Source organism: Ascidiimonas meishanensis (assembly GCF_037782385.1).
GTDB classification, from domain to species: domain Bacteria; phylum Bacteroidota; class Bacteroidia; order Flavobacteriales; family Flavobacteriaceae; genus Ascidiimonas; species Ascidiimonas meishanensis.
Genome location: NZ_JBBEXD010000056.1, coordinates 1 through 677, shown reverse-complemented (window position 1 = coordinate 677; position 677 = coordinate 1). Strand labels below are relative to the sequence as shown.

The 677-nt window shown below is 35.3% G+C and carries 1 protein-coding gene; it reads left to right on the top strand.

Annotated features, from left to right (window positions below):
• On the top strand, positions 1-677 hold a 677-nt coding region (locus tag WBG07_RS19405; RefSeq protein ID WP_340203796.1), incomplete at both ends, for an AMP-binding protein.

Sequence of the window (677 nt, the reverse complement as noted above, 5' to 3'; positions counted from 1 at the left end):
ATCAATAGATTCTTTCGGTACAATTGCCACTCCTCAAACCCTAGCCTATGTCATCTATACATCTGGAAGTACAGGGAAACCTAAAGGGGTCATGGTCGAACATCAAAATGTAGTTGCTCTACTAAATGCTCGATTACATTATTATGGGAAAGTTACATCTAACTCTGTTTTACTCACTTCATTTGTCTTTGATCCTTCGGTAGCTGTTATTTTTGACACCTTATCTACAGGTGCAAAGCTTATTCTACCCGCTGATAATTTAATTACAAATTCTTTGCAATTACAAGAGTTTTTTAGAAGTTTAGAGTTAGATAGATTAACCTGTTCAACTTCTTATTATGATTATTTGTTAAAAGAAAATTTATTGGAAAACACCTATTTGAAGCAGGTGATTCTGGGTGGTGAACCATTATCAAAAAAAATAGTTGTAGATCATTATTTAGCCTATCCAAATATTACTTTATATAATGAATATGGCCCTACAGAGTGCACAGTTTGGTCTTCAGTATCACAAATAAATTATAATGATGCTAAAATTACCATTGGGCACCCAGTATCCAATACCCAAATCTACATTCTTAGTGAACAGCAAGAGTTAGTGCCTATAGGAGTCGTTGGTGAACTATGCATCAGTGGTGCAGGGGTCGCACGTGGGTATTTGAACAAAGAAGAGTTGA